The organism is Sphingobium abikonense NBRC 16140 (genome assembly GCF_001598335.1).
Classification (GTDB): domain Bacteria; phylum Pseudomonadota; class Alphaproteobacteria; order Sphingomonadales; family Sphingomonadaceae; genus Sphingobium; species Sphingobium abikonense.
The window spans coordinates 20680-47580 of sequence record NZ_BCYT01000008.1 but is presented as its reverse complement, the minus strand read 5'-3'; the positions used below and the strand labels follow the sequence as shown (position 1 = coordinate 47580).

General features: G+C 64.7%; 28 protein-coding genes. 10 read left to right on the top strand and 18 right to left on the bottom strand.

The features are described from left to right. Positions 1-9 precede the first annotated feature (9 nt). Positions 10-1638: an alpha-D-glucose phosphate-specific phosphoglucomutase gene (locus tag SAB01S_RS10910; RefSeq protein ID WP_062733048.1), complete on the top strand. Its 1629-nt coding sequence runs from the start codon at positions 10-12 to the stop codon at positions 1636-1638. A gap of 92 nt (positions 1639-1730) precedes the next feature. Then, positions 1731-2414: a DUF2490 domain-containing protein gene (locus SAB01S_RS10905; RefSeq protein WP_062733047.1), complete on the top strand. Its 684-nt coding sequence runs from the start codon at positions 1731-1733 to the stop codon at positions 2412-2414. Between the two features lie 8 nt (positions 2415-2422). Here the strand turns inward: SAB01S_RS10905 and SAB01S_RS10900 are convergent, their stop codons facing one another. The 11 genes from SAB01S_RS10900 to epsC all read right to left on the bottom strand — a co-directional run bounded on the left by SAB01S_RS10900 (position 2423) and on the right by epsC (position 13022). After that, the gene (locus tag SAB01S_RS10900; protein WP_062733046.1) at positions 2423-3214 is read right to left on the bottom strand and encodes a LysR family transcriptional regulator; all 792 of its coding nucleotides are present in this window, start codon (positions 3212-3214) and stop codon (positions 2423-2425) included. Beyond that, positions 3211-3618, bottom strand: a complete 408-nt coding sequence (gene apaG / locus SAB01S_RS10895; RefSeq protein ID WP_021225699.1) for a Co2+/Mg2+ efflux facilitator ApaG/CorD — start codon at positions 3616-3618, stop codon at positions 3211-3213. Before apaG ends, SAB01S_RS10900 begins: the two co-directional genes overlap by 4 nt. A 31-nt stretch (positions 3619-3649) precedes the next feature. Beyond that, positions 3650-4858, bottom strand: a complete 1209-nt coding sequence (locus tag SAB01S_RS10890) for a trans-sulfuration enzyme family protein (protein WP_062733045.1) — start codon at positions 4856-4858, stop codon at positions 3650-3652. Beyond that, positions 4855-5853: a threonine dehydratase gene (locus tag SAB01S_RS10885; protein WP_062733044.1), complete on the bottom strand. Its 999-nt coding sequence runs from the start codon at positions 5851-5853 to the stop codon at positions 4855-4857. The genes SAB01S_RS10890 and SAB01S_RS10885 overlap by 4 nt, the downstream gene beginning before the upstream one ends. A 61-nt stretch (positions 5854-5914) precedes the next feature. Beyond that, positions 5915-6337 carry a hypothetical protein gene (locus SAB01S_RS10880; RefSeq protein WP_245646459.1) on the bottom strand — a complete coding sequence of 141 codons (423 nt, stop codon included), beginning with the start codon at positions 6335-6337 and terminating at the stop codon, positions 5915-5917. An 81-nt stretch (positions 6338-6418) separates the two neighbouring features. After that, a complete protein-coding gene (gene leuB / locus SAB01S_RS10875) occupies positions 6419-7462 on the bottom strand; it encodes a 3-isopropylmalate dehydrogenase (RefSeq protein WP_062733043.1) in 1044 nt (347 codons plus the stop codon). Positions 7463-7512: 50 nt separating this feature from the next. Beyond that, positions 7513-8247 carry a DNA repair protein RecO gene (gene recO, locus SAB01S_RS10870; protein ID WP_062733042.1) on the bottom strand — a complete coding sequence of 245 codons (735 nt, stop codon included), beginning with the start codon at positions 8245-8247 and terminating at the stop codon, positions 7513-7515. Between the two features lie 53 nt (positions 8248-8300). Continuing rightward, positions 8301-9659 carry an NAD-dependent succinate-semialdehyde dehydrogenase gene (locus SAB01S_RS10865; RefSeq protein WP_062733041.1) on the bottom strand — a complete coding sequence of 453 codons (1359 nt, stop codon included), beginning with the start codon at positions 9657-9659 and terminating at the stop codon, positions 8301-8303. Positions 9660-9986: 327 nt separating this feature from the next. Next, a complete protein-coding gene (uvrC, locus tag SAB01S_RS10860) occupies positions 9987-11900 on the bottom strand; it encodes an excinuclease ABC subunit UvrC (RefSeq protein WP_062733040.1) in 1914 nt (637 codons plus the stop codon). A 70-nt stretch (positions 11901-11970) separates the two neighbouring features. Next, complete coding sequence (locus tag SAB01S_RS10855) at positions 11971-12309, bottom strand: DUF2794 domain-containing protein (protein ID WP_062733039.1); 339 nt, start codon at positions 12307-12309, stop codon at positions 11971-11973. Further along, positions 12309-13022, bottom strand: coding sequence for a serine O-acetyltransferase EpsC (gene epsC / locus SAB01S_RS10850; RefSeq protein ID WP_062733038.1), 714 nt, complete (start codon positions 13020-13022; stop codon positions 12309-12311). The genes SAB01S_RS10855 and epsC overlap by 1 nt, the downstream gene beginning before the upstream one ends. 166 nt (positions 13023-13188) lie before the next feature. On the opposite strand from epsC, the gene SAB01S_RS10845 reads away from it, so the two are divergent. Both SAB01S_RS10845 and SAB01S_RS10840 read left to right on the top strand, forming a co-directional pair. Beyond that, positions 13189-13962 (top strand): sulfite exporter TauE/SafE family protein, encoded by a 774-nt coding sequence (locus SAB01S_RS10845; protein ID WP_062733129.1) that lies wholly within the window; start codon positions 13189-13191, stop codon positions 13960-13962. Between the two features lie 39 nt (positions 13963-14001). Further along, a complete protein-coding gene (locus SAB01S_RS10840; protein ID WP_062733037.1) occupies positions 14002-14931 on the top strand; it encodes a hydrogen peroxide-inducible genes activator in 930 nt (309 codons plus the stop codon). A gap of 71 nt (positions 14932-15002) precedes the next feature. Here SAB01S_RS10840 and SAB01S_RS18475 read toward each other — a convergent pair whose 3' ends face one another. The 4 genes from SAB01S_RS18475 to pgsA form a co-directional block, all read right to left on the bottom strand. Beyond that, on the bottom strand, positions 15003-15551 hold the full coding sequence (locus SAB01S_RS18475) for a hypothetical protein (protein WP_031297380.1): 549 nt from the start codon (positions 15549-15551) through the stop codon (positions 15003-15005). An 80-nt stretch (positions 15552-15631) separates the two neighbouring features. After that, on the bottom strand, positions 15632-16075 hold the full coding sequence (locus SAB01S_RS10835; RefSeq protein ID WP_062733036.1) for a molybdenum cofactor biosynthesis protein MoaE: 444 nt from the start codon (positions 16073-16075) through the stop codon (positions 15632-15634). Continuing rightward, complete coding sequence (gene moaD, locus SAB01S_RS10830) at positions 16072-16332, bottom strand: molybdopterin converting factor subunit 1 (RefSeq protein ID WP_062733128.1); 261 nt, start codon at positions 16330-16332, stop codon at positions 16072-16074. The genes SAB01S_RS10835 and moaD overlap by 4 nt, the downstream gene beginning before the upstream one ends. 5 nt (positions 16333-16337) lie before the next feature. Next, positions 16338-16901, bottom strand: a complete 564-nt coding sequence (gene pgsA / locus SAB01S_RS10825; RefSeq protein ID WP_021224579.1) for a CDP-diacylglycerol--glycerol-3-phosphate 3-phosphatidyltransferase — start codon at positions 16899-16901, stop codon at positions 16338-16340. A gap of 155 nt (positions 16902-17056) precedes the next feature. Between pgsA and SAB01S_RS10820 the strand changes: the two genes are divergently transcribed. Beyond that, the gene (locus SAB01S_RS10820) at positions 17057-18367 is read left to right on the top strand and encodes an MFS transporter (RefSeq protein WP_062733035.1); all 1311 of its coding nucleotides are present in this window, start codon (positions 17057-17059) and stop codon (positions 18365-18367) included. A gap of 26 nt (positions 18368-18393) precedes the next feature. Here SAB01S_RS10820 and SAB01S_RS10815 read toward each other — a convergent pair whose 3' ends face one another. After that, positions 18394-18591, bottom strand: coding sequence for a hypothetical protein (locus SAB01S_RS10815; protein ID WP_062733127.1), 198 nt, complete (start codon positions 18589-18591; stop codon positions 18394-18396). A 108-nt stretch (positions 18592-18699) separates the two neighbouring features. On the opposite strand from SAB01S_RS10815, the gene SAB01S_RS10810 reads away from it, so the two are divergent. Together SAB01S_RS10810 and SAB01S_RS10805 are read left to right on the top strand one after the other, a co-directional pair. Continuing rightward, a complete protein-coding gene (locus SAB01S_RS10810) occupies positions 18700-20754 on the top strand; it encodes a transglycosylase domain-containing protein (RefSeq protein WP_062733034.1) in 2055 nt (684 codons plus the stop codon). A 137-nt stretch (positions 20755-20891) separates the two neighbouring features. After that, complete coding sequence (locus SAB01S_RS10805) at positions 20892-22589, top strand: ATP-binding protein (protein ID WP_062733033.1); 1698 nt, start codon at positions 20892-20894, stop codon at positions 22587-22589. 18 nt (positions 22590-22607) lie between these two features. On the opposite strand, the gene SAB01S_RS10800 is transcribed toward SAB01S_RS10805, so the two are convergent. Next, on the bottom strand, positions 22608-23795 hold the full coding sequence (locus SAB01S_RS10800; RefSeq protein WP_062733032.1) for a BaiN/RdsA family NAD(P)/FAD-dependent oxidoreductase: 1188 nt from the start codon (positions 23793-23795) through the stop codon (positions 22608-22610). After that, on the bottom strand, positions 23795-24250 hold the full coding sequence (locus SAB01S_RS10795; protein WP_062733031.1) for a YaiI/YqxD family protein: 456 nt from the start codon (positions 24248-24250) through the stop codon (positions 23795-23797). The genes SAB01S_RS10800 and SAB01S_RS10795 overlap by 1 nt, the downstream gene beginning before the upstream one ends. A 109-nt stretch (positions 24251-24359) precedes the next feature. On the opposite strand from SAB01S_RS10795, the gene SAB01S_RS10790 reads away from it, so the two are divergent. Genes SAB01S_RS10790 through SAB01S_RS10780 form a run of 3 tightly spaced genes read left to right on the top strand, consistent with a single transcriptional unit; the run spans position 24360 to position 26895 of the window. Then, positions 24360-24782, top strand: coding sequence for an iron-sulfur cluster assembly scaffold protein (locus SAB01S_RS10790; RefSeq protein ID WP_062733126.1), 423 nt, complete (start codon positions 24360-24362; stop codon positions 24780-24782). Continuing rightward, a complete protein-coding gene (locus SAB01S_RS10785; RefSeq protein WP_062733030.1) occupies positions 24782-26572 on the top strand; it encodes a cation:proton antiporter domain-containing protein in 1791 nt (596 codons plus the stop codon). The genes SAB01S_RS10790 and SAB01S_RS10785 overlap by 1 nt, the downstream gene beginning before the upstream one ends. Further along, a complete protein-coding gene (locus tag SAB01S_RS10780) occupies positions 26569-26895 on the top strand; it encodes a DUF423 domain-containing protein (RefSeq protein WP_062733029.1) in 327 nt (108 codons plus the stop codon). The genes SAB01S_RS10785 and SAB01S_RS10780 overlap by 4 nt, the downstream gene beginning before the upstream one ends. Positions 26896-26901 lie beyond the last annotated feature (6 nt).

The following is a 26901-nucleotide window of genomic DNA, read 5'->3' as shown; positions in this document are numbered from 1 at the left end:
GATGCCGGCGTGATCCAGACCGTTACCACTACCCCCTTCACCGACCAGAAACCTGGCACTTCGGGCCTGCGCAAGAAAGTGCGTGTTTTCGCCCAGCCCCATTATGCGGAAAATTTCATCCAGTCGGTGTTCGACAGCCTGGAAGGCTTTGAAGGCGAGACGCTGGTCGTCGGCGGAGACGGCCGCTACCTCAACCGCGAAGTCATCCAGTCGGTACTCAAGATGGCGGCCGCCAATGGCTTTGGCCGCGTGCTCGTGGGTCAGGGCGGCATTCTTTCGACACCTGCCGCGTCGCATCTCATCCGGTCGTCCGGGGCCTTTGGCGGCCTGATTCTGTCTGCCAGCCATAATCCGGGCGGCCCTGACGAGGATTTCGGCATCAAATATAATATCGGCAATGGCGGTCCCGCACCGGAAAAGGTGACGGACGCGATCGCCGCCCGCTCCCTCGTCATTGATCGCTACAAGATCCTTGACGCAGCGGACGTCGATATCGACAGCCTTGGCACCCGCCAGCTTGGCGACATGGTGGTTGAGGTGGTCGATCCCGTCGCGGCCTATGCGGACCTGATGGAAAGCCTGTTCGACTTCGCTGCAATCAAGACGATGATCGCCGGTGATTTCACCCTGGCTTTCGATTCGATGAGCGCCGTGACCGGTCCCTATGCGACCGAGATATTCGAGCGCCGCCTGGGCGCGCCATCTGGAACCGTGATGAACGGCACGCCGCTCCCCGACTTCGGCCATCACCATCCCGATCCCAATCTGGTTCACGCCAAGGACCTCTATGATCGGCTGATGGCGGCGGACGCGCCGGATTTCGGCGCCGCGTCGGACGGCGATGGCGACCGCAACCTCATCATCGGCCGCCATTGCTATGTCACGCCCTCCGACTCCCTGGCGGTGCTAGCGGCCAATGCTCATCTCGCCCCCGGCTATGCCGCCGGGCTGAAGGGCATCGCCCGGTCCATGCCGACCAGCGGCGCGGCGGACCGCGTGGCGGAAAAACTCGGCATCCCGCTGTATGAAACGCCCACGGGTTGGAAATTCTTCGGCAACCTGCTTGATGCGGGCATGGCGACGATCTGCGGTGAGGAAAGCGCGGGCACCGGATCTGACCATGTCCGCGAAAAGGACGGCATCTGGGCGGTGCTGCTGTGGCTCAACATCCTGGCTGCGCGCAAACAAAGCGTCGCTGCCATCATGGCGGATCATTGGGCGACCTATGGCCGCAATTATTACGCCCGGCATGATTATGAAGCGATCGCCAAGGCCAAGGCCGATGCCCTGATGGCGGCCCTGCGGAACAAGTTGGATGCTCTTCCAGGCACCAGCAACAGCGGCGGCACAATCGGCAGCGCCGACGATTTTGCCTATAGCGATCCTACCGACCAGTCGGTCAGCCGCCACCAGGGCATCCGCATTCTGTTCGACGATGGGTCGCGCGTCGTCTTCCGCCTGTCGGGCACCGGCACGGAGGGCGCGACCCTGCGCGTCTATATCGAACGCTATGTCGGACCGGATGGCAATCTGGCCATGGAAACCGCCGACGCGCTGGCGCCGCTGATCGCCGCGGCGCAGGAGATTGCCGACATCCGCGGCTTTACGGGCATGGACAGCCCCAGCGTCATTACCTGATCGCCTGGCACGGTAAGTCACCACGCAGACATGGCCGGGAAACATCGGGGGGCTAAAGGCTGCTGCCTTGTTGCCCCTTGCCCCGGACCATCATGCACCGCCTGTTTCCATGCCTTACCGCCGCCCTGATGCTAGTCAGCGCGCCCGCTTCCGCCGAAACGCGCCAGGACGAACAATTCTGGCTCAACCTCACCGGCATGGGATCGATCAAGGACGACCTTGTCTACTTCGCCGAAATACAGCCGCGCGTAGGCGATGGCGTATCCCGGATCGACCAGGCGCTGTTTCGCGGGGCTCTCGGCTGGAAATTCTCGCCTTCGGTGACGCTCTATCAGGGCTTTGCCCATATCGTCGCGCCGGTCGAGAGCGGCAAGGACGTCAATGAGGAACGCAGCTTCCAGCAACTCAACTGGACGCTTGGCAAACCCTGGGCGGGCGAATTGTCGTCTCGCACCCGCCTTGAGCAACGCTGGCGGTCTGACGGCAATGACATGGGCTGGCGGCTGCGCGAAATGCTCCGCTATGAAAAGCCGCTTGAGCCAAACAGCGATGCGCTCAACGCGCTGGTCTATGCCGAAGGTTTCGTCGCACTGAACGACACCGACTGGGGTGCGCGCGACGGCTTCGATCAGCTACGCAGCTTCATCGGGGCGGAGGTGGGCCTGCCCGGTGCCTCGACGCTGGAAGTGGGCTATCTCAACCAGATCATCAATCAGCGCGGCGGAAACACGCGCGTCAATCATGTTGCGTCCGTAACGCTGTTCTTCCGTCACTGACCAGGGGGTCAGACCGTCATGGCCTCCACCAGTGCCTTGACCTTCTTCTGCCGCCATTGCGGCAGCGGCGCGATCAGCCAGTAAGCAAGCAGCGTCGGCGCGGCCTCCCCGACCTGACGCACCCGTCCGGCGGCGATGTCCGCATGCGCCAGCAATTGCGGTACACGCGCGCGTCCAAAGCCATTTGCCGCCGCCTCGATCGCCAGGCCGCCATCAGCGACGCGGATGACCGCCGGTCGGTCGCCAGCCGGACATCCCGGCCAATCGATCCTCAGATCAGGGCCGCCGGTGGCCGCCTCGACCGTCACATAGGCGGGTTCGCCGATCTTGACCCCTTCATGCTCGCCCGGACCATCCGCAAGCCGCAGCGCCAGGTCCAGATTGGCCTCGGTAAAATCGAGCGCGTCGTCCGCGGCGATCAGCTGAAATGTCAGGTCGGGCTGGCTCGCGGCATAAGCCGCCAGGCGCGGCTGCAACCATTTGGCGGTGATGTCGCGCGGCGCGGCGATGGTGAGCGCGCTGCTCGACTGCCCGGCCTGCATCGCCCGCACCGCTTCCTCAAATTGCAGGAAGCCGGCGCGCAGGGCTTCCAGCCCGGCTTCGGTTTCCGGCGTCAGTTCCAGCCCCTTGGGCGTGCGCCGAAACAGCACGACGCCCAGCATATCCTCCAACGCGCGAATTTGCTGCCCGACCGCTGCCGGCGTCACGGCGAGTTCGTCGGCGGCACGGGTGAAGGACAGATGCCGCGCGGCCGCGTCCAGAACGCGTAGGCCATTCAACGGCAGATGCGTGCGCTTCATTCCGCGACCGCCGGGGCAATCAGCGCGAAATGCGGGATCTTCACCTCGAATATCTCGCCGTCCAGCCCGATCATGCGATAGCTGCCCTTCATCGACCCGGTGGGCGTGGCGAGCGGGCAACCGGACACATAATCATAGCTTTTGCCAGGCTGGACCACCGGTTGTTCGCCCACCACGCCGTCGCCATCGACGCTTTGCTGATTGCCGCGCCCATCGGTGATGATCCAGTGGCGGGTCAGCAACTGTACCGGGTGATCGCCCCGGTTCTCGATCCGGATATGATAGGCCCAGAACCAGCGCCCCCGGTCCGGTTCCGACTGTTCGGGCAGATAAGTGACGGCCACATGCACGCCGATATCGCGCGTCGTCGCGTGGAAGGGGAAAAGCGCAAAGCTGGTCGTCATGGCCGACAGATGCGCCCTGCCCCCGATAAGGTCAACGGCCTATCGCCCGCAGCGCCTGATCGAAATCGGCAATGACATCGTCCGGGTCTTCCAACCCGACATTCAGGCGCAGCATATCCTCGGTAATGCCGACTTCCAGCCGTGCTTCCTCGGCCATGCCATAATGGGTGGTCGACGCAGGATGCGTCATCAACGACCGGGAATCGCCGATATTGTTGCTGATATCGACCAGTTCCAGCGCATTGAGCAGGCCATGGGCTTCCGCGCGACCGCCACCGACATAAAGGGAGAAGATCGGCCCCGCCGCCTCCATCTGCCGCATCGCCAGCTTATGTTGGGGATGGCTTTCCAATCCCGGATAATTGACCTTGGGCAGGCGGCCTTCCAGGAAGCGCGCCACCTTCAGCGCATTTTCGCTCTGCCGCCGGATGCGCAGGTCCAGCGTTTCTAGCCCCTTGAGTACGACCCAGGCGTTGAACGCGCTCAGCGTCGGCCCGGTATTGCGATGGAAGGGCAGCAGCACCGAATCGATCCAGTCCCGCGTGCCGCAAATCGCGCCAGCCAATACGCGGCCCTGCCCGTCCATCATCTTGGTCGCGCTATAGGCCACGACATCGGCGCCATATTCCATGGGGCGCTGCAAGGCGGGCGAGGCAAAGGCATTGTCCACCACGGTCGTGATTCCACGCGCCTTGGCGATGGCGCACACCGCTGCGATATCCACCACATCCATCGTCGGATTGGCAGGCGTTTCGAAGAAAAATACCTTGGTGTTGGGCTTGATCGCTGCCTCCCAGGCAGCGGTATCGCGTCCGTCGATCGTTGTCGTCGCGATGCCAAATTTGGGCAGCAGCGTATCGACCAGCCAGCGGCAGGAGCCGAACGCCGCTTTGGCCGCAACGACATGATCCCCCGCCGAAAGCTGGCACAGCAAGGCGGCTGTCATGGCGGCCATGCCCGTGGCTGTAGCGCGACAGGCCTCCGCCCCTTCCAGCAGGGCAATGCGCTGTTCCAGCATCTCGACCGTGGGGTTCTGAAGCCGGCTGTAGGTCATGCCCGTCTGCTCGCCGGCAAAGCGCGCGGCGGCGTCTTCCGCCCGGTCATAGCAATAACCGCTGGTCAGAAAGAGCGCCTCGGACGTTTCGCCATATTCACTGCGCGCGGTCCCTCCCCGAACTGCCAGCGTCGCCGGTTTCCAGTTCTTCGTGATGTCGGGATTCTGTCCGCTCTTCCGCTTCATATCGCCCTTCGCATATCCTGCTGAACGCGCGGCGTCGCGCCGCTCAATATTTCGGCCATCTGGCTTCTGTCGCCATTACCGCCCGACAGAATTACCGCAACCGTCTTGCCGCGCATTCGCTCCTTTTCCTGTATCAGCGCCGCCAGCGCCACCGCGCCCGCCCCTTCGGCGAGATTATGCGTATCTTCCCAGTAGATGCGGATTGCGTCGGCGACTTCATCATCGCTGACCGCGACGAACCGGTCGGCGCGCGGTCCGAAATAATCAAGCGCTTCCTGTACCGGTGTGCAGACGGCGACGCCGTCGGCGAAGGTGTGGGCGGTGGGGCTGGCCAGCAGCTTTCCGGCCTCGAACGATCGCTTGGCGGCGTCTACATGGGCCGATACGACGCCCACGACCTTGGTATCCAGACCCAGCGCGTCACGCGCCGCGATCGTCCCGCAGAGGCCCGATCCGCAACCCACGGGCACATAGACGGTGTCGATGTCGGGCACCGCATCGAACAACTCCAGCCCGTAACTCGCGACCCCGCGCACCAATTCGCCATGAAAGGCCGGCACCATATAGAGCCCTTTATCCTGCGCGAGGCGCAATGCCTCCGCCTTGGCGCTGTCGAAATCATGGCCATGTTCGATCAGTGTGGCGCCCAGTCCGCGCATCGCGGCATTTTTCTCCAGCGCATTGCCGTGCGGCACGACGATGGTCACGGACAGCCCAGCCGCCCGCGCCGCGCGCACCTGCGCCTGCCCGTGATTGCCGCGCGTCGCGGTGATGATGCCGGTGACATGGGGATACGTGCGCCGCAGCCAGTCGATATAGGGAATGGCACCGCGCACCTTGAACGCGCCGGTGGGCGTGTGGTTCTCATGCTTGACCCAGACATCGCACCCCGTTCGTGCCGCCAGCAGCGGCCAGGCATATTGCGGCGTCGGGGGCACCTGCGCATGGACCATGGCGGCGGCGGCGCGAAGCGAAGGGAGCGATAGATCGGTCATCCTTGCGCTTTTAGGCTGCCGGCATTTACCAGCATAGGACCGATGCGCGCCGATTGGCCCCTCAGGCCGCGATGCGAACCTCTGGCCTCAGCAGCGGGTGAAGATACTGTTCCTCCCACGCCATCCGTTCGCGCAAGCCATCCTGCAAGCCCATGACCGCAGTCCGATAACCTGCCCAATCCGCCTCGATCTGCGCTGGCGTCCATATCTTGATATGATCGCTATAGCGCAGAAACAGGGCCACGATCGCACGGCCATGCTCGCGCAGCGCCTGGCCTGCCTCTGGGGACAGTGGCATTTTGCGCAATTGCTGCACCATCCCGTCCTCGCGCGCCATATGCTCGCGAAAAGCTTGGGAAAAGGCGATCCGCCGCCGCGTGACCTCAAGCATGTCCTCGGGCCGCGCGCTGCGCATCATCAGCGCGAAATCCTGCATCATCCGGCGCAGACCATCATGATCGTGCCGCAAATCCGTCATCATCATCTTCGACCCCATTTTATCCTTAAATCGGACCGAGGCCGGGAAAGTTAAGCGCGAAGGGGGCTTTTGCGACGGATCGAGCCGTCAAAGCGCAGCCAGCACTGCGTCACCCATCTCCACCGTCGTCATTGTGCCGCCCAGATCCGCCGACCGGGCGCCATTGCGCAGCGCCCGCGCCACCGCCGCCTCGATCCGATCCGCCTGTTCGGGCAGGTTCAGCGAATAGCGCAGCATCATCGCGGCAGACAGGATCGTCGCCAGCGGGTTGGCCTTTCCGCTACCGGCAATGTCGGGCGCGGACCCGTGGATCGGTTCATACAGGCCCTGCCCGCTGCCATTCAGCGTGGCCGACGCCAGCATCCCGATCGACCCGACGCACATGCTCGCCTGATCCGACAATATGTCGCCGAACAGGTTGCCGGTCACGATCACGTCGAACTGACCGGGATTGCGCACCAGCTGCATCGCGGCATTATCGACATACATATGGCTGAGCGCCACGTCCGGATAGTCGGCCGAAACCTCGATCACTACGTCACGCCACAATTGGCTCGTTTCCAGCACATTGGCCTTGTCCACCGAACAGAGCTTGCCGCGACGGGCGCGCGCAGCCTGGAAACCGGCATGGGCGATGCGCCGGACTTCCGCTTCATTATACGACATGATGTCATAGCCTTCACGGTGCCCCTCCGCGGTCGTGCGGAAGCCTTTTTCACCGAAATACACGTCACCATTGGTTTCCCGCACGATGAGCAGGTCGATCGAGCCAGCAACGTCGGGTTTCAGCGCGCTTTCGTGCGCCAGTTCGGGAAAGACCTTTGCGGGGCGCAGGTTGGAGAACAGGCCCAGTTCCTTGCGCAGGCCAAGGATCGCCTGTTCAGGCCGCAAATGCCGTTCCAGCGCGTCACAGTCCGGGTTGCCCACCGCGCCGAACAGGATGGCGTCGGCGCGCCTCGCAATGTCCAGCGTTTCGGGCGGCAGCGGATGGCCCACGGCCTTGTAGGCGGCACCGCCGACCAGCCCGTCCTCATATGTCAGCCCGTCGATCGCCAACGCATCAAGCACGCGCTTTGCCTGTTCGACGATCTCGGGTCCGATACCGTCTCCGGGGAACAGGGCGATCAACATGGCGAAAACTCCTTATCTTGCGTGGCAGCGCCTTATGGAGACAGGAGGTTTCACGCAACCGCCCTTTTCAGTCGCTCAACCAGTCTTTCGCGTGCCGCCAGCACGTCGGCGCGGCGGTCGGTCAGCACCGATCGCTCCAGAAAGAATCCCGTGAGGCGCAGGCCATCCACGATCTCCGCCCATTCCCCTGTGCCGCCGGCAATGAGGAAGGGCGGCAGCGGCAGCAGGCGCTGTTCATAGCCCGATGCGCCCGCCCGGCTGACCGCCGCCGCGCTGCGCGGGCTGACATAAGCCAGGTCATCGACGTCGCCGAGCGCGGCGCAGCGGCTCAGGTCGAGGCCAAAACCCAGTTCCGCCAGCAGCAGCAATTCGTAGCGTACCAGCGCCACGGCCCAGCCGCGTGCCGCCGGCGCGGCCTCCACGGCGTCGAGCAAGCCGGCGAGCGCCTGATGCAGCGCCGGATAGGGCGTCGCTTCGGGCAGGGCGGCGGCGGTCAGCGCGCAGCTCCAGTCGATGGCAGCGGCGGGCAGCGGTTCGGCGAGCAGGGGCGCGCGGCTGTGCGCCAGTTCGACCGTCAGCCCTGCCAGCTGATCCTCCGTCCGCGCCCGGAAATCCGCCTTCACCACATTGCCCGGCAGCAGCACCGGCCGCATCGCCCGCGACCGGCCACCGCGCACATAGCCCGCCGTCAGCCCGTGGTCGGGCGTCAGCAGCCGGGCAATTGCCCCATGTTCGCCATGGGCGCGCACGGCGCAGACGATGGCGGAGGTGGAGAGGTGCGGCATGGGGCCAGTCTCTACTCCTTGATGCCCATGCTCTCAACGATGATGGGTTCAGCCTATTTGCGATAGACGCTCTTCAAGTTCATGAATTCGTGCAGGCCGAACGGTCCCAGTTCACGGCCATGACCGGACCGTTTGACGCCGCCAAAGGGGGCTTCGGGCGCGGAGGCCAGCATCTGGTTCACTGCCGTCATCCCCGCCTGCACGTCGCGGACGAAGCGTTCTTCCTCCTCGGGCTCCTCAGTCCACACAGATGATCCCAGGCCGAAGGGGATGGCATTGGCGATGGCGATGGCGTCGTCCATGTCCTTCGCCTTGAACAGCATCGCGATTGGACCGAAAATTTCCTCGCCCATCAACGCCGGGTCGACCGGCACGTCGGTCAGGATACCCGCCCGGATATAGGCGCCCGGCCCCGGCATGCTTTCCCCGCCGATCAGCGTCGCGCCAGCCGCCGTGATCTTGTCAATCTGATCCAGCACTGTCTGCCGTTGCTCTGCACTGGAAAGCGGCCCCATGTCGCTCTCCGCCGCAAAGGGATCACCCGGCTTCACCGCGGCCATCGCGGCGGCATAGCGCTCCAGAAATTCATCATAGATATCGGCATGGACGATCATCCGCTTGCCGCAAATACAGGACTGGCCTGTATTCTGGATGCGGGCGGTCACGGCCTGCTCGACCGCCGCGTCCAGATCGGCCGAGGGCATGATGATGAACGGATCGGACCCGCCCAGTTCCAGCACGACTTTCTTGAGCGCCTTGCCCGCCTGTTCCGCCACGGCGCGCCCTGCACCCTCGCTACCGGTCAAGGTGACGGCAGCCACCCGGTCGTCGGCGATGACGTCCGCCACCGCGTTCGAACGAATGGGCAAGTTCTGGAACAGCCCGTCGGGTGCGCCGGCCGCGCCCATCATATCCTGCATCAGCGCGGCGACGCCCTGCACATTGCTGGCATGTTTGAGGAGGCCGACATTGCCCGCCAGAATGCAGGGAGCAAGGAAGCGGACCACCTGCCAATAGGGGAAATTCCAAGGCATCACCGCCAGCACCGGCCCGATCGGCAGCCAAACCAGATCGGCCTTGCCGCCCGACGCCAGCGCGATGCTGCCCCCTTCCAGCATCGCTGGCCCTTCCTTGGCATAATGGCGGAAGGCGGCGACGCATTTGTCGACCTCCGCCAGCGCGGATTTCAGCGTCTTGCCCATTTCCATCGTCGCCATGCGGGCAAGCCGATCGCGATGGTCGTGATAGGCGTCGGCCAGCGCGGATAGCAGCGTGGTCCGCTCCGCGATCGGCGTTTCCCGCCAGGTTGCGAAGGTCGTCGCCGCCCGGTCGAGCGCGGTGTCGATCTGCGCCTTCGTCATCTCCTGGTGAGTGGCGATTTCCTCTCCGGTGGCGGGATTGATGCTCTTCATGCGTGGCTCCGGATATTGTGATTCGCGATAGCGCGGGAACGTCGATACCCGCGCGAGATCACAACGAAATCGCCGGAGCGAAGTTCACAGTGTCGTCGGCGATTTTGAGCCCGAAGCCACTGCGAAGCGACCATAAGGCGACCACGAAGCGACACTTCCGCGACAGACCGCACCCCGTCGGCACCCCGCCCAGACCTGCACGACCACGGCCGCGTGCCAAACCGGATTGGGGGGTATCGAGGGCGCTCATTGCGCAGCGTAGATCAAAGATTTTCCAACATTGCCAGCGGCATGCGATTATAGGCTGGCCTGCGATCTTATCCCAAATCAGCCATGAAAATAATCATAGACCTGTTGCGCCACGGCCTTGGACACGCCGGGGGCCTTGGCCAGGTCTTCCAGCGCCGCGTCGCGCACCGCCCGCGCCGTGCCGAAATGCATCAGCAGAGCCTTCTTGCGCGCGGGGCCGATGCCGGGCACCTCGTCCAGTGAACTGACCGTGATCGCCTTGCTGCGCTTGGCGCGGTGCGCGCCGATCGCGAAGCGGTGGGCCTCGTCGCGCAGCCGCTGAAGGTAGAACAATACCGGATGGTTCAGCGGAAACGTGATTGCGCGGCCGTCCATCAGGTGAAACACCTCACGCCCTTCGCGGCCATGATGCGGCCCCTTGGCGACGCCGATCATGCACACATCCTCGATCCCCAGATCCTCCAATATGCCGCGGGCGGCCGACAATTGGCCCTTGCCGCCGTCGATCAGCACCAGATCAGGCCATTCGCCGCTGTCGCGATCAGGGTCCTCGCGCGCCGCGCGGCCGAAGCGGCGCTCGAACATTTCGCGCATCATCGCGAAATCATCGTTGCTCGTCTCCGGATTCTTCATGTTGAACTTGCGATAGGCGTTCTTGCGGAAGCCCTCCGGCCCCGCCACCACCATCGCGCCCAGCGCATGCGCACCCTGAATATGGCTGTTGTCGTAGATTTCGATCCGATCCGGCACGCCCTCCAGCCCGAAGGCGTCGACCATTTCGTCCAATATCTTTGCCTGGCTGGTGGTTTCCGCCAGCCGCCGGTCAAGCGCCTCCACCGCATTGCGCTGCGCCTGTTTGATGAGGCGGGTGCGCTCGCCGCGCTGGGGCACCTCGATCCGCACCCTCCCGCCCGCGCGCTCCGACAATGCGAGCGCCATCAGCTCGCATTCGGCGGGCTGGCGGTCGGCCAGGATCAGGCGCGGTGGCGGCACTTCCTCGTAAAATTGCGCCATGAAGCTTTCCAGCACCTCCTCCGTCGCGACATCGGCGGTATGGACTGGGAAGAAGCTGCGATGCCCCCAATTCTGGCCGCCGCGAATGAAAAAGGCCTGGATGCACATCGCCCCGCCCTTTTCCGCCAGCGCGAAAATGTCGGCATCGCCCAGCCCCTCGGCATTGATCGCCTGGCTGCCCTGAATGAAGGTCAGCGCCTTCAACCGATCCCGGATTACCGCCGCCTGCTCGAAGTCCATGGCGTCCGACGCCTGCTGCATCGCCGCGCCCAGCTTCTTCTGCACGGCGGTCGATTTGCCGCCCAGGAAATCCTGCGCATCCCGGACCAGTTCGGCATAGCCCGCCTCGTCGATGCGGTCGACGCAGGGAGCCGAACAACGCTTGATCTGATAGAGCAGGCAGGGCCGCGAGCGATTGGCGAAGAAACTGTCGGTGCAGGACCGCAGCAGGAACAGCTTTTGCAACGCGTTGATCGTGCGCGTCACCGAACCGGCGCTGGCGAAGGGACCATAATAGCGCCCCTGATATTTGCGTGCGCCACGATGCTTTTGCACGCGGGGAAAGGCGTGGTCGTCGCGCAGCAGGATGAAGGGGAAGCTTTTGTCGTCACGCAGCAGGACATTATAGGGCGGGCGATATCGCTTGATGAGCTGCGCCTCCAGCAGCAGCGCTTCGGCCTCGCTATTGGTGGTGACGATCGTCATGCTGCGGGTCTGCGCGACCATGCGCTGCAGCCGCTTGGGCAGGCGATCGACCTGCGTGTAATTGGCCACGCGATTCTTCAGCGCGCGCGCCTTGCCGACATAAAGCACGTCGCCCCGCGCGTCGTGCATGCGATAGACGCCGGGCCGGATCGGCAGGGTTTTAAGGACGGTGCGGATCGCCTCCACGCCAGCGTCGATATCCGGCTGGCTGCCAGTGACGGTGTAGGTTGCCTTGTCTTCGTGGAAACGATCGGGGGATTGGGGACCGGACATCAGGGCAGAGATAGCGTTCCCGTCCTGTTTCGCAATGGCGGGCTGTCATGATCGTCCAGCGGCTTGCGCGTCAGTCCTCGACGATCCGCAGCAATTTGCGCTCGACCGGCGCCAGCACATTGTGCAGGTCCGCGCCGCGCTTCAATATCGCCCCGCCTTCCCCCACCAGCGCCCACATGCCCTGGCGGTTGCGGAGCGCGGGGCGCTTTTCAATGCGATATTCCGGACGTTCGGCGGAGCGGCGAAAGGCGCTGAAGATCGCCGCATCGCGGCCCATGTCCATGGCATAGTCGCGCCAGTGACCCGCGGCGACCATCCGGCCATACAGGTCCATGATCCGTTGCAATTCCTGCCGTTCAAAACCGACCTGGCCGGGATTCGCAGCGGGAAACGGCGTCACATTGGTCATCAGGCGCGGTCGCGATCCTCGAACAGCGTGTCAGCGTCGGGCAGGCGCGGCGTCTGCCGCTCGACCATCAGTTCCGCCAGCCGCTTCTGCAACTGCTCGACCTCGCACTGGAGCATTTCCAGCTTCTGCTTTTCCGGGTCGAAACAGTCCGAACAGGGCGTGCCATAGGGGACGAAGTCGCGCTGATAGGCGGTCACGTCGACCAGCATCTGTCGCGCAGGGATGCCGACCATGGTCGCACCTTCGGGCACATTCTTGGTGACGACCGCATTGGCCCCCACCCGCGCCCGCGCGCCCACCTGCACCGGCCCCAGCACCTGCGCGCCCGATCCGACGATGACGCCGTCATGCAGCGTCGGGTGACGCTTGCCAGCGATGCCGTTGGCGGGATCGGTCCCACCCAGCGTGACATTCTGGTACAGCGTGACATCATCGCCAATCTCCGCCGTCTCGCCGATCACGGTAAAGCCGTGGTCGATGAAGAAGCGCTTGCCGATCCGCGCGCCGGGATGAATGTCGTTGCCGGTCAGGAAACGCGCGATGTGATTGACGAGGCGCGCCAGGAAGAACAGCCGCGCGCGATACAGCCGGTGCGCGACCCGATGAAAGGCCAGCGACCAGACGCCGGGATAGAGCAGGATTTCGGCGCGGGATCGGGGCGCAGGATCGCGCGCCTTAACGGAATCGATATAGCCAATAAGATTGCGCAGCATCCCGCGTCCCTGCCATCCTGAACCCAATGTGCGCCAACATAGGCCCCCCGCAGCACTTTTTCCAGAGCAGCCCCGCGTCCGCGCTTTCCTGCCGGAAAGAGAAACTTGCTTTGCTTTCGAAGATATGCCTATCAATGCGGTAGACAATCAAACCAAAGGACGACGGATGATTGACGCGCTGCTGGCCAATTTCGGCGAAATCCTGCCTTTCATCCTCATCGGCTTTGGCGCGCAGATGATCGACGGTGCCCTGGGCATGGCCTATGGCGTCATTTCCAGCACGCTGTTGCTGGCGATGGGCGTGCCGCCCAGTCGCGCGTCGGCCAGCGTCCATGCCGCGGAGACCTTCACCACCGGCGTATCGGCAATCAGCCATATCCTGCACGGCAATGTCGACTGGCGGCTGTTCGCGCGGCTCATCATTCCCGGCGTCGTCGGCGGCATCGCGGGCGCCTATCTGCTGTCCAACATCGACGGATCTGTCATCAAGCCCTTCGTCCAGGTCTATCTGGCGGCGATCGGCCTCTATCTCATCTGGCGCGGCTTCCATCTGCCTCCCAAGCCGCGCGATCCCAAATGGGTGACGCCGCTGGGTCTGGCGGGCGGCTTCATGGACGCGACCGGCGGTGGCGGCTGGGGGCCGATCGTGACGTCCAACCTGCTGCTGCAAGGGTCCAGCCCGCGCCACACCATCGGCACGGTCAACAGCGTCGAATTCATCCTGACGCTCTCGATCAGCCTCACCTTCCTGTTCCATCTGGGTTGGGAGACATTCACGACCTACACCGTGGGCCTGCTGATCGGCGGCGTGGTGGCCGCCCCGTTCGGCGCGATGCTGGCGCGGCGGATCGCCCCGCGCTTCCTGTTCTCGGCCGTGGGCGTCATCCTGACCCTCACATCTGCGTTCGGCATTGGCAAATGGCTTGGATTTATCGGGTGACTTTCTTATATTCGGCTTTCTGATCGAGGAAGCCGATAAATGTCCAGTTACCTGCCGACGCTCAAACAGTTGCAATATCTGGTGGCGCTGAAGGAACAGGGGCATTTCGGCAAGGCGGCCGAAGCCTGTTTCGTCACCCAGTCCACCCTGTCGGCCGGCATCCGCGAACTGGAATCGCTGATCGGCGTCACCCTGGTCGAGCGGACGCGCCGCGTGGTCCGCTTCACGGCGCTGGGCGACCGCATCGTGGAAAAGGCGCATCGCGTGCTGCGGGAGGCGGAGGAACTGGCCGCCATCGCCGAAGCGTCGGGCAAGCCGCTGACCGGCGAATTGCGCATGAGCGTCATCCCGACCATCGCGCCCTTCCTGCTGCCGCGCATGCTGCCCCGGCTGCGCGCCGATCGTCCCGAACTGAAACTCTATCTGCGGGAAGAAACCAGTCAGGCCGCCATCGAATCGCTGCGCCACGGCAATGTCGACTGCGTGTTGCTGGCCCTGCCCTTCCCCATGGGCGAACTGGACAGCGAAATCCTGTTCGAGGATCGGCTCTATGTCGCCTTCCCGCAGGATGATCCGTCCAATCCGCCCGAATGGATCAAGCCCGGCATGATAGACGAGAGCAAGCTGTTGCTGCTGGAGGATGGCCATTGCCTCAAGGACCATGCGCTCGCCGCGTGCAACCGCCCCGACCTGCGTGCGAGCGCGACGATGATGGGCACGTCGCTGCACACGCTCATTCAGATGGTCGACAATGGCCTGGGCGTCACCATGATCCCGGAAATGGCGATTGCCGGCGGCATATTGGACCATACCCGCATCACCGCCCGCCCGCTCAAGTCCGACCGCTCTGCGCGCGACATCGCGCTGGTATGGCGGCGCAACAGCCCGCGCGAAAAGGAATTCCACATGCTCGCGGAAATATTACGCGACGCCGCCGCGAAGAGCTGCCGCTTGCCCGAGGCCGCGTGAGGGGGACGCATACAGTTGAAGGTGAGCTCCACAAACAGAATGGGTGGAAAGGGGACTGACTGCCTACCGGCTCAGAAATGCGAGATCGGACGGTCACGATCAGCCCTTTGCCGGTCCCAGCCGCGCTGCTGAGCAGCCCTTACCTCTGGCGATTTCATGTCGAGATTTTCGACAGTAGTGATCCGCTTCACCTGATAGCGAAAGCTACCTTGAAGCGCATTCCCGGCGTTGCCTTCGATAGTATAGAGTTCGTCAGCTTTGAGTGGTTTAGCTGGCGTCACGGTAACTGCACCCTGTGGTGCCTGACCGTATCGAAGGGGGAAGTTCGGGCCGCATTTGGTAGCGCTCTTATAAAGATCGTATGCGTCGAATTCCCAGACTGCCGAGCCAGCAGCGTCGCTTACTTTGAACGAGGTTAGGCAGTATGGCGAACCTGTTTCGTTAACCTCCTCGCTGACAAAAGATAGCTTACCGTCGATAAACAGGGCCTCAACTGTGTAGACATAGGAACACGCCGCCAGTAGCGCGGTTGCAGCGACAACCGCCCAGCCGGCTAGGCGTCCTGCGATTAGGTGTGCCGAAGCGCTGGATAAGGCATCTGAGAAACGGGTCATACTCATTATCTAGCATTATTTGCGATGTCCGCTATGGACACCACACAAGAGATCCATAAGCGGCCGCAAATGGTCGTATCCGGCCGTCAGCCACCCCACTTCTTCGCCTTCGCCTCATCTTCCGCGCGTGCTTCCACCCACTGCGTCGCGCCGCCTTCGAAATGTTCCTTCTTCCAGAAGGGGGCGTGGGATTTCAGCCAGTCGATGAGGAAGGCGCAGCTTTCCAGCGCGGCTGTGCGGTGGCGGGAGGCAGTGCCGACGAACACGATGCGCGCGCCCGGCTCCAGCCGGCCGACCCTATGGATGACGCTGGCGCCCAGCAGCGGCCAGCGCGCCATGGCATCCTCGACGATCCGCGCCACCTGTGCCTGCGTCATTGCCGGATAATGTTCCAGTTCCAGCGCCAGCAGGCCATCGCCCCCGCGCACCACGCCGGTGAAGCTGGCGACCCCGCCGCCGCCCAGCGCCTCCAGCGCGGCCAGTTCAGCCGCGACGTCGAAATCCTTCGCCTGGATCGCGAGCCGTTTCATCCGCCCGTCACCGGTGGAAACAGCGCAATCTCCCGCGCGTCGCCGATCGGGGTGTCGAGCGGCGCGAACCGCTGGTCGATCGCCGCGCGCAGCCGGGCGGGATCGCCCAGCGCCTGCGCATAGCCGCCGCCGCGCGCCGCCAGCATCGCGACCAAGTCCGCGACGGTGGCGCCGGCCTGCGCCCGCTCCACCTGCTCCTCGTCGCGGCCGATGGCTTCGCGCACCCAGGCGAAATAGACGATGGTGAGCGTCGCCATAGCCATCAATCCATATGACTGATGCCGACGCGCAGATAATCCCAGCCGGTGATCAACGTCAGGATCGCGGCGGCCCACAGGGTCGCTATTCCGACCATCTGGACGAAGGGAAATTGCGGCACCGCGCCCGCCAGGATCAGCGCACCCAGCGCGATCAACTGAAAGGTCGTCTTCCACTTGGCGAGCCGGGACACCGGCACCGACACCTGTAATCCGGCGAGAAACTCGCGCAGGCCCGACACAGCGATTTCGCGCAGCAATATGATCATCGCCGCGATGATGTGCAGCCCCGCAATATCCCGCGTCGCCGCCAGCATCAAAATCACCGCGCCGACCATGATCTTGTCGGCGATCGGGTCCAGGAACACGCCCAGTTTGGACACCGTGCCCTGCGCGCGGGCCAGGTAGCCGTCGAAATAATCGGTGATGCCCATCAGGCAGTAGAGCGCGAAAGCCAGCGTATAGCCGGTCGTCCAGCGCGCGCCCAGTTCCGCCGGCCACAGCAGCGCCACGAGCAACGGAACGGTCAGGATGCGCGAAAGCGTCAGCAGGTTGGGCAGCGTCAGCATGGGCGCGGACTGCCACAGTCCGGCGCTGCGCACAAGCAGCAGCTAAGCCACGCGAAAATGGCGCGCCCGGCCAACGCGGCGCAAGCATTGGACATGGACGCCGCCAACCGCTAGACCCCGCCCCGGTCGCTAACGGGAAAGAAGATCCCCCATACATGCAAGCCTCTCTCAGGCTCCTGAACAAGCGCCGTTTCCTGCCGCTTTTCGTTACTCAGCTGCTTGGCGCGTTCAACGACAATCTGTTCAAGAACGCGATGGTGCTGTTCGTCGTCTATCAGGTCTATAATGACGAAAAGTCGGAAACCTGGTTCAGTGCGCTGGCGACGGGCCTGTTCATCCTCCCCTTCTTCCTGCTGTCGGCCCTGTCCGGCCAATTGGCCGACCAGCGCGACAAGGCGGTCATCATCCGCTGGGTGAAAGGGGCCGAAATCGCGATCATGACCGTGGGCGCGGTCGGGCTGGCGCTGATCTGGAGCGGCATCACGGTCCACACGCTGGCGATCCCGCTGTTGCTGGCGGCGCTGTTCGCCATGGGCATCCATTCCACCTTCTTCGGCCCGATCAAATATGCCATCCTGCCGCAGCATCTGCATGAGGATGAAGTGCTAGGGGGGACCGGACTGGTGGAGGCCGGCACCTATATCGCAATCCTGGCGGGCACCATATTGGCCGGCCTCATCCCGGTCGAGGTCGCCGCCATCTGCATCATTGCGACCGCGCTGATCGGCTATATCGCCGGGCGTCAGGTGCCATCGGCGCCATCCATGCTGGACGCGCAGCCGATCGACTTTCACATCATCCGCTCGTCCATCGCGCTGGTGCGCGGCACCATGCATATCCGCCGCCTGTTCCTGGCGATCATGGCGATCAGCCTGTTCTGGGCAGTCGGATCGATCCTGTTCATCCAGTTTCCCCCGCTGGTGAAAAATGTGCTGACCGCCGACAAGCCGGTCGCCAGCCTGTTCCTCGCCATATTTTCCATCGGCATCGCCATCGGGTCGGTTGCGATCAACCGCCTGTTGCAGGGGCATGTGTCGGCCAAATATGCCCCCGCCTCGGTGATCGGCATGGGGCTGTGCATCGTCGCCTTCCACATCGTGTGCGACCTGTGGGCGCCCGCGCCGAACGGACAGATGCTGTCGCTGTCGGAATTTATGGCGCACCCGCTGGCGCTGCCGCTTTCTCTCTGCCTGCTGGGCGTGGCGACCTTTGGCGGCATGTTCGTGGTGCCGCTCTACGCATTCCTCACCACCACGGTCGAAAAATGCGAGGCGGCGCGGACCGTTGCCGCCAATAACATCGTCAACAGCGGCGCCATGGTGATCGGGTCGCTCTGTGCCATCGGCCTCAGCATCGCGGGCGTGTCGGTGGTGATGCAATTGCTGCTGGTCGCCATCCTGTCGCTGCCCTGCGCGGCGATGGCCTGGAAACTGCACAAGGCATGCGACGACCCGATTTGTCACTGACGCGGGCAGAGCCGCCGCGCCAGGCTTCAGAAGATGAAGCTGTAGAAGGCAGTGAAAAAGGCGCAGAAGCTCAACGCAAACAATTTCCAGTCCTTGTCGTCATCCGCCAGCTTGCGGGTCGGCGGCGCGCCGTCGTCGCGTACGCGCAGCACATGGGCGGGCAGTCTCTGCCGGAAGGGGTGGCGGGCCGATTCGGTCGTGAGGACGAGAGGACGGTTTCGCATCATGCGTCGTTAACGAATAATTTACCATTTGTGCCATGGCTTCGTGACGGCAATTTGCCAATGTCCCGTCACGGGACAGGCTTGACTGTATGGTATGAATAACACAGCATGAGCGAACCGATGAACGACACCCGCCCCGTCGAGCCGGCTCCGCTGCCGCCGCGCGCCTTTGGCGCCGGCCCGCCCAGCGCCTTTGCCCCGCCTACCCCCTGGCGGCGAAGAATACAGATTGTCGGCTGGATACTCGCGGTGTTGCTGGCATTGGTGATGATCCTCGTCGCCTGGCTGGCGATCACTGCCCCGCTGTCCCGATCATTGAAACCCATCGTCCCGCCCAGCATCAGCCTGATGTCGGCCGATGGTCATCTGATCGCGCGGCGCGGGGCCGTCATCGATACGCCGGTAACGATGACCGAATTGCCGCCGCATGTGCCCCAGGCGTTCATGGCGATCGAGGATCGGCGCTTCCCCACCCATTGGGGCATCGACCCACGCGGCATCGCGCGGGCGATGTGGCATAACCTGTGGTCCGATGGCGCGTCGCAGGGCGGCAGCACCATCACGCAACAACTCGCCAAGGGCGTTTTCCTGTCGAGCGACCGGACGCTCGGCCGCAAGGCGCGCGAGGCGCTGATCGCGCTATGGCTGGAGGTCTGGCTGACCAAGGACCAGATCATGGAGCGATACCTCTCCAACGTCTATTTCGGCGACAATGTCTATGGATTGCGCGCGGCGGCGCGCCATTATTTCAATCGCGTGCCCGCTCGGCTGACCGTGCCGCAGGCTGCGATGCTGGCCGGCCTGCTTAAGGCCCCGTCGCGCCTAGCCCCCACTGGCAATCTGGCCGGCGCACGCGCGCGCGCAGCGCTGGTGACTCAGGCGATGGTGGATGCGGGCTATCTGACCCAGGCCGAGCGCAACCGGCTGCGGCCCGCGCGGCTCGACGTCCATGATGATCCTGACGCGACCAGCGGCACGTACTTCGCCGACTGGGTGCTGCCGATCGCGCGCGACCGCGCCGGCGCGGTCTATGGCGAACAGCGAATCGAAACCACGCTCGACTGGCGCATCCAGCGCCTGGCCGAAGCGGCGGTGCGACGCGCGCCGCTGGGCCAGGCGCAGGCTGCGCTCGTCGCGATGAAGCCCGACGGCAGCGTCGTCGCGATGGTTGGCGGCAAGAATTACGCGAAGAGCAGCTTCAACCGTGCGGTGCAGGCCAGACGTCAGCCCGGATCGACCTTCAAGCTGTTCGTCTATCTCGCCGCCTTCCGCGCAGGCATGACGCCCGACGACATGGTGGACGACACGCCCTTCACCTCCGGCAGCTATCGGCCCGCCAATCATGGCGGCAAATATCGCGGCCGCATCACCCTGCGCCAGGCTTTCGCCGCCTCCAGCAATGTCGCGGCGGTGCGGCTGACGCAGCAGGTGGGTGTCGACAATGTCATCAAGGTCGCGCGCGACTTGGGCGTTACCGCACCCCTGACCGAGGATCTCAGCCTGGCGCTCGGCACGTCGGAAATCCCGCTCATCGAACTGGCCGAAGCCTATGCGGCGGTGGCGGCGGGCGCCTACCCCGTCGTCGCCCACGGCCTGCCGCCCGAGGAGGAAGGCTGGTTCACGCGCCTGATGCAACGCCAGCGCCGGTTCAGCGAAAATCAGCTCGCCATGATCCGCGATCTCCTCTCCTCCGCCGCCAATCGCGGCACGGGCAGCGCCGCGGCGCTCCGCACCAGCACCTTTGGCAAGACCGGGACGACGCAGGACAGCCGTGACGCCATTTTCGTGGGCTATGCCGGCGGGCTGGTGACGGCGGTGTGGATCGGCAATGACGACAATGCCCCGCTACCCGGCGGCGCGGCGGGCGGCGGCGTGCCCGCACGCATCTGGCGCAATTTCATGAGCGGCGCGATCAACGAACCGGTCGAGGATGCGCCGGAGGAGACGCAGGACGCCGATCTGGTCAACGCCATCGCAAACATCACAGTGGAAACCGGTATCGGCAATGTCGGGCTGGGCGTGGATGAAGATGGCATGACCGTCAATCTTGGCCCGAATCAGCTGCGCATCCCGTCCGACCCACCGCTCCCTGGTCCGCCGGCCAATGCGCCCCCGCCGCCGACCGTGCGCACCCAGCCTTCCAGCGAGGACGAGGGTCCCTGATCCAAGGTTTCGCACTGTTTTGCGTGGTTAACCGGTACTTGAGGAGTTGCGGTGCTGTCCGCCGCCGCCTATCCGATTTCACATTCAAGCAATTTCAATGATATAAGGGCTGCCGACTCTTTGAAAGAGGGCAGCCCATGACCAGGGAACTGATGAGCGTGCGCAGTTCGGAGCAGAAGGCGCTGGCTGCGCGATGGACGATCGCCGCAGAAGCCATGGAAGCACTGGCCGGCGCGCGATCGCTCGACGCGATCGTCAACGTGCTGCGCGCCTTCGCCCGGCGCGCCGTGGGGGCGGACGGCATCGCGGTCATCCTGCGCGAAGGTGGCCTGTGCCATTATGTCGCGGAGGATTCGATGGCGCCGCTCTGGTCGGGGCAGCGCTTTCCCGCCGGCAATTGCGTATCGGGCTGGGCCATGCGCCATGGCGAAACCGCTATCATCCCGGACATATACAACGATCCGCGGGTGCCCGTCGCCGCTTATGAGCAGACCTTCGTGCGATCGATGGTGATGGTGCCGATCGGCCGCAGCGAAGCGACGGCGGCGGTCGGCGCCTATTGGTCCGAACAGGGTGAACCGACGGACAATGAGGTTGCCCTGCTGGAGGCACTGGCCCGCGCCGCTTCCACAGCGCTGGAAAATGGCCGGCTGTTCGCCGCGCTGGAATCGCTCAACGACCAGCTTGACCAGCGGGTGCAGGAGCGGACGCAGGAACTGGAACAGTCGCAGGACATGCTGCGTCAGCTTCAGAAGATGGAGGTGATGGGCCAGCTCACCGGTCATGTCGCGCATGACTTCAACAACCTGCTGACGCCGATCATCGCCGGTCTGGACCTTATCCTTTCGCCACGACGCACGCCCGAAACGATCGACCGCCATGCCGGCATGGCGATGCAGGCGGCCGAGACAGCGCAGATATTGGTGCAGCGGCTGCTGACCTTCGCCCGTCGCCAGCCGCTTTCGCCCACGGCGGTGAACCTGCCCGACCTGCTGGCCGGGATGCAGGCGCTACTCGCCAGCACGCTTGGGTCGCGCGTTACACTGGCGACCGATCTGCCCGCCGACCTCCCCCCTGTGCGCGCCGATGCAAACCAGCTGGAACTCGCCATCCTCAACCTCGCGATCAACAGCCGCGATGCCATGCCGAACGGCGGATCGCTGATGATCGAGGCGGAGCGGCTGTCGCCGCCTGCAGGGCTTGCTCCCGGCGACTATGTCCGCATCGCCATTCGCGACACGGGCGTTGGCATGACGCCCGATGTGCGCAAGGCCGCGATGGAGCCATTTTTCACGACCAAGACGGCGGGTCATGGCCTGGGCCTGTCGATGGCGCACGGCCTTGCCGGCCAGCTGGGCGGCACGCTCCAGATCGAAAGCGAAGCCGGCGCGGGCACCTCCATCCTGCTATGGCTACCAGTGGATCAGGATCGCGCGACCACCGGCGACCCCGATCAACCGCAAGCGGCCGAACGCCGCCAGACCGGCAAGCTCCTCCTCGTCGACGATAATGCGCTGGTTCGCGCCAGCACGCGCGACATGCTGGCGGACATGGGCTATGATGTCGTCGATGTCGATCATGCCGAACTGGCGCTCAGCATGATCGATGCGGGCTACCGTCCCGACATCGTCGTCACCGACTATGTGATGCCCGGCATGACCGGCGCGGAACTGGCGATCCGGCTGCGTTGCGACCATCCGGATATCGCCCTGCTCATCATATCGGGCTATCAGGGCATCGACCTGATCGCGCCCGACATCGTGCGCCTGTCCAAGCCTTTCCGCCCCTCGCATCTGCAAGCCAGTATCTCGGCCGCGCGCGCCCAGCGCGCCTGACGGTGCGCGGCGGCCGGCTCAGATGGCCTGGCCCGCCGCCCAGCCGCTCGCCCAGGCCCACTGGAAATTATAGCCGCCCAGCCATCCGGTCACGTCGACGGCTTCGCCGATGGCGTACAGGCCCGGCACTTTCGCTGCCTCCATCGTCCGTGACGACAGGCCGGCGGTGGCGATGCCACCCACCGTCACCTCCGCCTTGGCATAGCCCTCCGTCCCCGTGGGCGTGAACGGCCAGTCCGCCAGCCGCGCGCCCAACTGCCTTAGCGCCTTGTCGCTCAATGCGCCCAGTTCGCCCTGCGCGCCGGCCCGCTCCAGCAGCGCATCGGCCAGCCGTTCGGGCAGGGCCTGCGCCAGCAGTTTGCGCAGCTGCATGCGCGGCCGCGCCCGCTTTTCCTCCAACAGCCAGTCCGTGGCCCGATCCGGCAGGAAGTCGACCTGGATCGGCGTGCGATGCTGCCAATAGGAGCTGATCTGGAGCATCGCCGGCCCCGACAGGCCGCGATGCGTGAACAGCGCCGCTTCGCGAAAGCGGGTCTTGCCCCATCGCACGCTCACATCCGCCGATACGCCCGACAACGCCTGGAACAGAGCGTCGTCCGGCCCCAGCGTGAAGGGCACCAGCGCCGGGCGCGGCTGAACCACCGACAGGCCGAAATGCCGCGCCACGTCATAGGCGAAACCGCTCGCGCCCATTTTGGGGATCGACGGCCCACCCGTGGCCAGCACAAGCGCGGGCGCACGATGCTCCTGATCGCCCATGCGAACGCGATACTGGCCATCGCCATGGTCGATATCCGTCATGGCCATGCCCAGTGACATAGTGACGCCACCGGCATCACATTCGGACTGCAACATCGCCACGATCTGCCGCGCCGATCCGTCGCAGAACAGCTGGCCCAGCGTCTTTTCGTGCCAGGCGATGCCATGGCGTTCGACCAGCGCCAGGAAATCCTGCGCGCTGTATCGGCCCAGCGCGGACTTGGCGAAATGCGGATTGCCCGACAGATAGCGGTCGGCGGCGGTGTGGATATTGGTGAAATTGCACCGCCCCCCGCCCGAAATCAGGATTTTCTTGCCCGGCGCATCGGCATGGTCGACCAGCAGCACGCGGCGTCCCCGCTGCCCCGCAACCGCCGCGCACATCATGCCAGCCGCGCCCGCGCCCAGGATGATCGCATCCCATGACTGTTCCGCTTGCCCCCCCATCAGTGGCCCCTTTTCAGGCGCACCAGCGCCTCGTCCAGAGCCGAGAGGAATCGCGATCGGTCCGTTTTGGAAAAGGGCGGCGGCCCGCCGACCGGATCGCCCACCGCGCCCGCGCGCAAATCCGCCATGATCGCCCGCGTCGCCACCGCCGCGCCGATCGAACTGGTGGTGAAGGGCTTGCCATTGGGCGCGATCACCTGCGCCCCCGCCTTCAGACACCGGTCCGCCAGCAGAATGTCGGCGGTGATGCAGATGCTCCCCGCGCCCGCCCGCTCCGCGATCCAGTCGTCCGCCGCATCGAACCCATCGCTCACCACCACCCGTTCCACCAGCGGATGCGCGGGCACGCGGATGATGCTGTTGCTGACGATGGTGACCGGCACCGCATGGCGCCAGGCGACCTTGTAGATCTCGTCCTTGACGGGGCAGGCATCGGCATCGACCAGAATATGCATGCCGCCCGCGATAGGCCGCGTGACCCCGCGAAACAATGGCGGCGGCTTATTTCGTTGCGGCCCCCATCCGCGCCTTCCGCAAATCGCATTCCTGCCCTACATCGGCGGCATGAGCGCCCCCCTCTACAATACAGACATATTGCGGCTCGCCGCTAGCATTCCGCATCATCAGCGCCTGGCCGACCCACAGGCCAGTGTGGAGAAGCGGTCGGCCACCTGCGGTTCGCGCGTGACGGCGGACGTGCGCATGGCCGATGGACGGGTCGAGCAGCTGGGCCTGGACGTCAAGGCCTGCGCCCTGGGGCAGGCATCGGCCGCGCTGATGGCCGCGCAGGCGATCGGCCTCACGGCCGATGAACTGACAGAGGCGCGCGATCGGCTGACAGCCTATCTGGCGGGAGAGAGCGAGGATCTGGATTTCTGGCCCGGCCTTGCGGTTTTGGCGCCCGCGCGCGGCTATCCTGCACGGCACGCCTCCATTCGCCTGGGCTTTGAAGCGATCGCGGAAGCCGCACGGATGGCGGACGCCTGATGGAAACGACCAGCGCCACCGACATATTGCTGAGCGAAGGCGTCATCCTGCTCGGCGCGGCCGTCGCTTTTGTCATGCTGTTCCGCCGCTTCGGGCTTGGCGCGGTGCTGGGCTATCTCGTCGCAGGCGCTTTGGTGGGGCCGCAGGGGCTTGGCCTGGTGGGTGGCGGCGAATCGAAACTCGCCATCGCGGAAATCGGCATCGTGCTGCTGCTGTTCCTCGTCGGGCTGGAACTCCACCCCGCGCGGCTGTGGCGACTGAAGCGCGACATTTTCGCGCTCGGCCTGGCGCAGGTCGTCACCTGCGGCTGCGTGCTGACCGCGATCATCTTCTATTCGACCGGCTTTACCTGGGGCGCGGCGATCGCGCTCGGCTTGCCGCTTGCCCTCTCCTCAACCGCGCAGGTGCTGCCGGGCCTCAAGTCCAGCGGCCGCATCAACTCGCCTTTCGGTGAAAAGGTCTTTTCGATCCTGCTGTTCCAGGATCTTTCGATCGTTCCGCTCATCACCATCATTGCCGCCCTTTCGCGCAATCCGGCCGATGCCGGCGGCCCGCCCGGATGGGTGATGGCGGGCTATACCGTCGCGGCCATCGCCGGGCTGGTGCTGGCCGGCCGCTTCATCCTGCGCCCGCTCCTCTCGCTGGTCGGGCGCATGGGCGAGCGCGAACTGTTCGTCGCCGTGGGCCTGTTCACCGTGCTGGCCGCCGCCGCGCTGATGCACGCGCTGCACCTGTCGACCGCGCTGGGCGCCTTCGTCGCCGGCGTCATGCTGGCCGATTCGCCCTATCGGCACGAGATAGAGGCCGACGTCGAACCCTTCCGCTCGATCCTGCTCGGCCTTTTCTTCCTCGCCGTTGGCATGGTGCTGGACCTGCGCGCCGTCATTTCCAATCCGCTGTTCGTCCTCTCGATGGCCGCCATCCTGGTCGCGACGAAGGCGGCGATCATCACCGGCCTCGCCCGCCTGTTCGGCATGACCTGGCAACAGGCGCTGGGCGCGGGCCTATTGCTGAGCCAGGGCGGTGAATTCGGCTTCGTCCTGTTCACCCAGGCGCAAAATGCGTTGCTGATCGCACCCGAAGCGGCCAGCCTGTTCAGCGCGATCGTCACTTTCTCGATGGCGACGACGCCATTCCTGATGCTGTTTGCCCGCCGCTTCGAATTTGCCAGGGACAAGGAGCGCCACGACCTGCCGGGGCCAGAAGATGCGCAGCGCGGATCGGCGATTATCGTTGGCTATGGCCGCTTTGGCCAGACCGTTGCGCAGATGCTGATGGGCCATGGCTTTGGCGTCGTGCTGATCGACAAGAAGCCCGCCCAGATCGAGGTGTCGAGCCAGTTCGACATGAAGGTCTATTATGGCGACGGCACCCGCATCGACCTGCTGCGCCGATCGGGCGCGGATGAAGCGCGGCTGATCGCCTTCTGCATCGACGATCCCAGCCTCGATTCGCGCGCGCTCCAGCCCATTGCCGAAGCCTTCCCGCAGGCCGCGATCATGGTCCGCGCCTTTGACCGTCGGCAGGTGCTAGCGCTCAAGGACATCGACCTCGCCGGCGTCGTGCGCGAAGTCTATGAATCGGCCATCTGCATGGGCGTGCAGGCAATGGAGGTGCTCGGCGTCCCACCCAAGGAGGTGGAGGAAGTGGAGCGTCAATATCGGGACAATGACGATCAGCGCATGGCGCTCCAGATCGAACATGGCACGTTGCTCGCGGCCAAGGACCTGATGTATCGGCCCGGCAACGGCATGCGGCTGCTCAGTCGCGGGGATGGAGACGGCGCATGATCGGGGCACTGGCCTGTCTTTCGGCGGCAATCGCCATCGGCGCGGGCGCGTTCGGGGCGCATGGCGTGGCTGACCCGAAGGCTGCCGACTGGCTGCGCACCGGCGGGCTTTATCAGCTGGTTCACGCCGTCGCGGCGATTGCGGTGATGGGCACGGCGCGCGGCGCGGCTGCGCTGATGCTGGCGGGCGCGGCGGTGTTCGCCGTCTCGCTCTACATCATGGCGCTGGGCGGACCGCGCTGGCTGGGCGCCGTGACTCCGATCGGCGGCACGCTGATGATCGCGGCCTGGCTGTGGGCCGCATGGACCTTCGGGCAGCGCTGACGCGCC

What these genes read in the sequence shown, in the direction of transcription:
- SAB01S_RS10835 (WP_062733036.1), bottom strand. Translation starts at nt 16,075, where the DNA reads ATGAAACGGCTCGCGATCCAGGCGAAGGATTTCGACGTCGCGGCTGAA.
- SAB01S_RS10785 (WP_062733030.1), top strand. Translation starts at nt 24,782, where the DNA reads ATGGAAACGACCAGCGCCACCGACATATTGCTGAGCGAAGGCGTCATC.
- SAB01S_RS10900 (WP_062733046.1), bottom strand. Translation starts at nt 3,214, where the DNA reads ATGAAGCGCACGCATCTGCCGTTGAATGGCCTACGCGTTCTGGACGCG.
- apaG (WP_021225699.1), bottom strand. Translation starts at nt 3,618, where the DNA reads ATGACGACCAGCTTTGCGCTTTTCCCCTTCCACGCGACGACGCGCGAT.
- SAB01S_RS10790 (WP_062733126.1), top strand. Translation starts at nt 24,360, where the DNA reads ATGAGCGCCCCCCTCTACAATACAGACATATTGCGGCTCGCCGCTAGC.
- SAB01S_RS10780 (WP_062733029.1), top strand. Translation starts at nt 26,569, where the DNA reads ATGATCGGGGCACTGGCCTGTCTTTCGGCGGCAATCGCCATCGGCGCG.
- SAB01S_RS10855 (WP_062733039.1), bottom strand. Translation starts at nt 12,309, where the DNA reads ATGACCAATGTGACGCCGTTTCCCGCTGCGAATCCCGGCCAGGTCGGT.
- SAB01S_RS10820 (WP_062733035.1), top strand. Translation starts at nt 17,057, where the DNA reads ATGCAAGCCTCTCTCAGGCTCCTGAACAAGCGCCGTTTCCTGCCGCTT.
- SAB01S_RS10800 (WP_062733032.1), bottom strand. Translation starts at nt 23,795, where the DNA reads ATGGGGGGGCAAGCGGAACAGTCATGGGATGCGATCATCCTGGGCGCG.
- SAB01S_RS10810 (WP_062733034.1), top strand. Translation starts at nt 18,700, where the DNA reads ATGAGCGAACCGATGAACGACACCCGCCCCGTCGAGCCGGCTCCGCTG.
- SAB01S_RS10840 (WP_062733037.1), top strand. Translation starts at nt 14,002, where the DNA reads ATGTCCAGTTACCTGCCGACGCTCAAACAGTTGCAATATCTGGTGGCG.
- SAB01S_RS10865 (WP_062733041.1), bottom strand. Translation starts at nt 9,659, where the DNA reads ATGAAGAGCATCAATCCCGCCACCGGAGAGGAAATCGCCACTCACCAG.
- pgsA (WP_021224579.1), bottom strand. Translation starts at nt 16,901, where the DNA reads ATGCTGACGCTGCCCAACCTGCTGACGCTTTCGCGCATCCTGACCGTT.
- SAB01S_RS10880 (WP_245646459.1), bottom strand. Translation starts at nt 6,337, where the DNA reads ATGATGATGACGGATTTGCGGCACGATCATGATGGTCTGCGCCGGATG.
- SAB01S_RS10885 (WP_062733044.1), bottom strand. Translation starts at nt 5,853, where the DNA reads ATGACCGATCTATCGCTCCCTTCGCTTCGCGCCGCCGCCGCCATGGTC.
- SAB01S_RS10905 (WP_062733047.1), top strand. Translation starts at nt 1,731, where the DNA reads ATGCACCGCCTGTTTCCATGCCTTACCGCCGCCCTGATGCTAGTCAGC.
- epsC (WP_062733038.1), bottom strand. Translation starts at nt 13,022, where the DNA reads ATGCTGCGCAATCTTATTGGCTATATCGATTCCGTTAAGGCGCGCGAT.
- SAB01S_RS10890 (WP_062733045.1), bottom strand. Translation starts at nt 4,858, where the DNA reads ATGAAGCGGAAGAGCGGACAGAATCCCGACATCACGAAGAACTGGAAA.
- leuB (WP_062733043.1), bottom strand. Translation starts at nt 7,462, where the DNA reads ATGTTGATCGCCCTGTTCCCCGGAGACGGTATCGGACCCGAGATCGTC.
- SAB01S_RS10815 (WP_062733127.1), bottom strand. Translation starts at nt 18,591, where the DNA reads ATGCGAAACCGTCCTCTCGTCCTCACGACCGAATCGGCCCGCCACCCC.
- moaD (WP_062733128.1), bottom strand. Translation starts at nt 16,332, where the DNA reads ATGGCGACGCTCACCATCGTCTATTTCGCCTGGGTGCGCGAAGCCATC.
- SAB01S_RS18475 (WP_031297380.1), bottom strand. Translation starts at nt 15,551, where the DNA reads ATGAGTATGACCCGTTTCTCAGATGCCTTATCCAGCGCTTCGGCACAC.
- SAB01S_RS10805 (WP_062733033.1), top strand. Translation starts at nt 20,892, where the DNA reads ATGACCAGGGAACTGATGAGCGTGCGCAGTTCGGAGCAGAAGGCGCTG.
- SAB01S_RS10845 (WP_062733129.1), top strand. Translation starts at nt 13,189, where the DNA reads ATGATTGACGCGCTGCTGGCCAATTTCGGCGAAATCCTGCCTTTCATC.
- recO (WP_062733042.1), bottom strand. Translation starts at nt 8,247, where the DNA reads ATGCCGCACCTCTCCACCTCCGCCATCGTCTGCGCCGTGCGCGCCCAT.
- uvrC (WP_062733040.1), bottom strand. Translation starts at nt 11,900, where the DNA reads ATGTCCGGTCCCCAATCCCCCGATCGTTTCCACGAAGACAAGGCAACC.
- SAB01S_RS10795 (WP_062733031.1), bottom strand. Translation starts at nt 24,250, where the DNA reads ATGCATATTCTGGTCGATGCCGATGCCTGCCCCGTCAAGGACGAGATC.